The sequence below is a fragment of the Pseudonocardia sp. genome, from assembly GCF_025465255.1.
In the GTDB taxonomy this organism is placed as follows: Bacteria; Actinomycetota; Actinomycetes; order Mycobacteriales; family Pseudonocardiaceae; genus Pseudonocardia.
Window position 1 is genome coordinate 1 of the sequence record NZ_JAODNI010000233.1, and the last position, 4,062, is coordinate 4,062.

At 66.2% G+C, this 4,062-nt stretch carries 3 protein-coding genes; 1 reads left to right on the plus strand and 2 read right to left on the minus strand.

Annotated features, from left to right (window positions below):
• Positions 1–508: 508 nt before the first annotated feature.
• Positions 509–808, plus strand: a complete 300-nt coding sequence (locus JWP64_RS29100; RefSeq protein WP_297503319.1) for an integrase core domain-containing protein — start codon at positions 509–511, stop codon at positions 806–808.
• 91 nt (positions 809–899) lie between these two features.
• On the opposite strand, the gene JWP64_RS29105 is transcribed toward JWP64_RS29100, so the two are convergent.
• A complete protein-coding gene (locus tag JWP64_RS29105; protein WP_297503321.1) occupies positions 900–1,994 on the minus strand; it encodes a lipocalin-like domain-containing protein in 1,095 nt (364 codons plus the stop codon).
• 976 nt (positions 1,995–2,970) lie between these two features.
• Positions 2,971–4,062: GMC oxidoreductase (locus JWP64_RS29110; RefSeq protein WP_297503323.1), on the minus strand; the 1,092-nt coding region annotated here is incomplete at its 5' end.

Here is a 4,062-nt window from a genome sequence, read left to right on the forward strand (position 1 = left end):
CCTTTCGGGAGTGCTCGTGAACGGCGCTCCCGGACGACCTATCGCCCGACCGTGACCCCGGAGGGGAGCACCCATGTCGATACTGCGTTCACGGGTACCACCTCCTCGATCTCTCGCACGGCCGCCGTGAAAGTAGCTGTGGTCGCCGTGGTCCGCCAACGGGTTTTCGCGCAGGCTCCGTGGCCAGACGCCACGGAGCTACTCGCCTCAAGGCCAAGGCCGTGCAGTCAAGGGCTTCGCCCTGTGGCGTGATCGCAGCATGGCGAAGCCACACCTCGGTCAGCGGCTGGCACCGGGACAGTGCCCCGGCCTCTCCGGGCTCAGCCTCTCACGAGCGGCGAAGAAGTCCGCGGCCGCGAGATCCACGGCCACGGTCTGGGCTACGACTTCCTGCACGTCGCCGTGGACGACCATTCCCGGCTGGCCTACGTCGAAGCCCTGCCCGATGAACGCGACCCCAGGTGCGCCGGCTTCCTGCGCCGCGCGACGGCCTGGTTCGCCGCCACGCGTGAGCGTCGAGCGGATCCTGACCGACAACGCCCGTGTCGACCGCCTCGGCAGACACTGGGCCGCAGCGTGCGCCGAGCTCGGCATCCGACGACGGTTCACCCGCCCGCATTGCCCGTGGACCAACGGGAAGGCCGAGCGGTTCAACCGGACCCTGCTCGACGAGTTCGCCTACGCCCAGCCCTGGCTCTCCAACACCGACCGACTCGCCGCGCTCGACAGCTGGGTCCACGCCTACAACACTCGACGAGCCCACTCCGCCATCGGCGGCCACCCACCCATCACCCGCCTCGCCAGCTGAGCCGGTCAACAACGTGGTGGGTCACCACATCTAGTCGACCACCCGCAGGTTGGGCGGCGCGCCGCGCCGTGCGTCCGTGGTGGTCGAGCGATCAGGCGGGGAGCAGCGGAAGTTCGACGAGGATCTCCGTCCCGCCCCCGGGCGGGCTGTTGACCTCGATCGACCCGCTCAGGGCCTGCACCCGGTCGCGCAGCCCGATCAGGCCCGAACCTCCGGCGGGATCGGCGCCGCCGAAGCCGTCGTCGCGGATCGAGAGGTGCAGCAGGGCGTCGCGATGTTCGACGGTGACGTGCACGTAGGAGGCGCGGGCGTGTTTGGTGGTGTTGGTCAGTGCCTCGGACACGACGTAGTAGACCGCCACCTCGATCCGGTCCGCGGCGCGGGTTTCGGTCTGGATATCGAGTTCCACCGGGATCGCGGCGCGGCGGGCCAGGGTGCGCAGGGCCGGGCCGAGCCCGCGCTCGGACAGGATCGCCGGGTGGATGCCGCGGGCTAGCTCGCGCAGCTCCTCGAGCATCTCGTCGAGCTCGTCGGCGGCCCGACCGATCTCCGCCTGAAGGGCGGAGCAGTTCGACGGCTCCGCGGACTGGGCGATACGCAGCGCGAGGCTGAGCGAGACGAGTCGCTGTTGGGTGCCGTCATGGAGGTCGCGCTCGATCCGGCGCCGGGCATCGTCGGCGGCCGTGATGATCCGCCTGCGTGAGGCGGCGAGCTCGGACATGCTGTCCGCATTCGCGATCGGAGTTGCGAGGAGCTCGGTGAACCTCTCGAGGCGTTCGTCGGTGCGTTCCCAGGTAACCACCGCTTCGCCCATTCTTCCGTCGATCTCAGCGGGCCCGCTCAGTCGAAGAATGGTCCCGTCGAGGTCAGCAATGCGCGGCTGAGTTTGTCCCTGCCAGTTCGGATTCAAGGAGACAAACATCGAGTGCATGATTGTCTGAGTGTCCTCGTCCACCCGGAAAGGGCCGGAGTAGGCGATATAGGTTAGGCCTGACGATTCTGGGTCATGAGATGAACCTCCCGCGTAATCTTCGCGCATCAATTGCGCGGACACATACCCGTCCGGAGTGTACAGGATGATCCCAGCCGGTTTCTCGCCCATGATATGCACGGATTCAGAACCATCGACAGGACAATGGACGATGGAGACAAGATTCCAAGCGCCGATCAACTTTTCTCGCAACATGCTCGCGCGGGCTCCTACTCCCTGAGAAGGCTTCGGATTAAGCCACCTTACAGCGTGCCTTACATTTATCAACATCATATTGACGGCTGATAGATGGATGATGGTCGGGCTCCGTTGACGTACTAGCGCTCACTCGAGCCTGACATTCCTGAAGGAGCGGGGTCGGTCAACCCTGTCGTTTTGGGTCTTTTCGCGTGTTTCGGCCAGCGTCGATCGCAGTCGAGGTCAAGGCTGGCCGTAGGCCACCCGCAAGGGCATGGCCTTGACGCCGACGAGAACGACACGATCCTTTCCTCGGGAAAAGAGGCACCCGTCGGGGCACCCGTGTAGCCCGAGCACTGGAGACGGGTTACGTCTGGATCAACGGCGGGGGCCGCATTCCACCGGAATGCCGTACGGGGAATGGAACAACTCCGGAACCGGGCACGAAGACACCGGCAGCTACACCACATCAAATCTGTCAATGTGATGCTCGAACGACGAGCGACCGCACCGCCCCGCGTTGGGAGCTGATCGCGGCGCAATCTCGACGCCCGCCGGATTGCCGCACTCGCGTCCTCGGTGGCCTCCTCACTGAATACCGATGCGCAGCCCGAGGCTGAGCAAGGATTTATTGGCTCCCGTGTGGCTTGACCAGGACCTCGGCAAGGTCGTCCGGGCGCGACCAGGTGCGAGGCGTCGAACCACTCGACGGTCGCGCCGAAGCATTCCCCCGCGGTGAGCGCTCCCCACTCCGGAGACACCGCGCGGTCCTGGGTGCAGGCGATGTAGCGGATCGGCACCGAGGGCGTCTCGATCAGCGGGGTGCGCTCCACGATCGGGGCCGGTCCCTGCGGCCGTAGTTGAGCGATCGTCTCAGCCGTGTCCTCCGAGGCGCAGTCCTGGTAAAGACCTCGGGCCGCCACAGGGTAATGCCGGCTCTCCACGGCTTCGTTGCGGCGGCCGGACCCTGAACGGAAAGGTAGAACATCGCTGGTTACGAACCGATGAGTTCCGCTGCTCGTTCAGCAATCGCGTAGACGGTTGCGTTGGTGTTGGCGGAGATCGGCGAGGGCATCACCGACGCATCGGCGACTCTGAGGTTGCTGATGCCGTGTACGTGGAGGCTGGTGTCGACCACGGACCGCGCATCGAGGCCGATAGCGCAGGTTCCGGCGTAGTGCGAGTAGCTTCGGATGTTGGTCCTGACGTAGCTACGCAAATCTTTCTTGCCCCGCGCCTCCGGTCCGGGTAGTGCTTCCATATCGCGCCACGGGGCCAATGCGGGCGCGGCGCCGATCTCGCGGGCGATGCGCAGTCCTGCAACCACGATGTCGAGGTCGCGCTGGTCGGTGTAGTACGCGGGATCGATCACCGGGGGTGCACCGGGGGTCCTGCTGGCCAAGCGGAGCGAACCGCGACTGAACGGCGCCATGAGCGAGACCATGATGGCGTAGCCGTGCTCGATATCCGGGCCTGGTAATGCGTCCGCGCGCAGCGGAACGTCCACGAACATGATCTGCACATCTGGGCCGGGACCGCCCATACCGGTGCTCAGCAGGCCTTGGACCTCGCCGTGGTTGTTGGTCCCGTGCGGCACCGGCTGGGCGGATTGGTAGACCACGCCGCACATGGGATGGTCGGCCAGGTTCGCCCCGACCCCGGGCAGGTCCACAACCACCTCGATACCGAGGTCTTCCAGATGATCCGCCGGCCCGATCCCGGACAGCATCAGCAGTTGCGGGGTGCCGACGGTGCCCGCCGCGAGCACGACCTCCCCCGTACATTCAGCGACGGACGTCTCGGCGCCCACGTGATACTCCACGCCCCTGCACCGGTCGCCGTCCATCAGCACCCGATGCACCAGCGCGTCGGTGACGACATCCAGGCTCGGCCGGCTCAGGATCGGGGCGAGGTAGGCATCCGCCGCGCTTTGCCGCCTGCCGTCAACGATATTCAAGTCGCACCAACCGAAGCCCTCTTCCAGGCCGCCGCTGATGTCCCGCGCCATCGGGTAACCGGCTTGTCCGGCAGCCTCCAGGCCAGCCTCTGCGACTGGATGCCGCTGGACGGCGGGACCAGGCCTGAG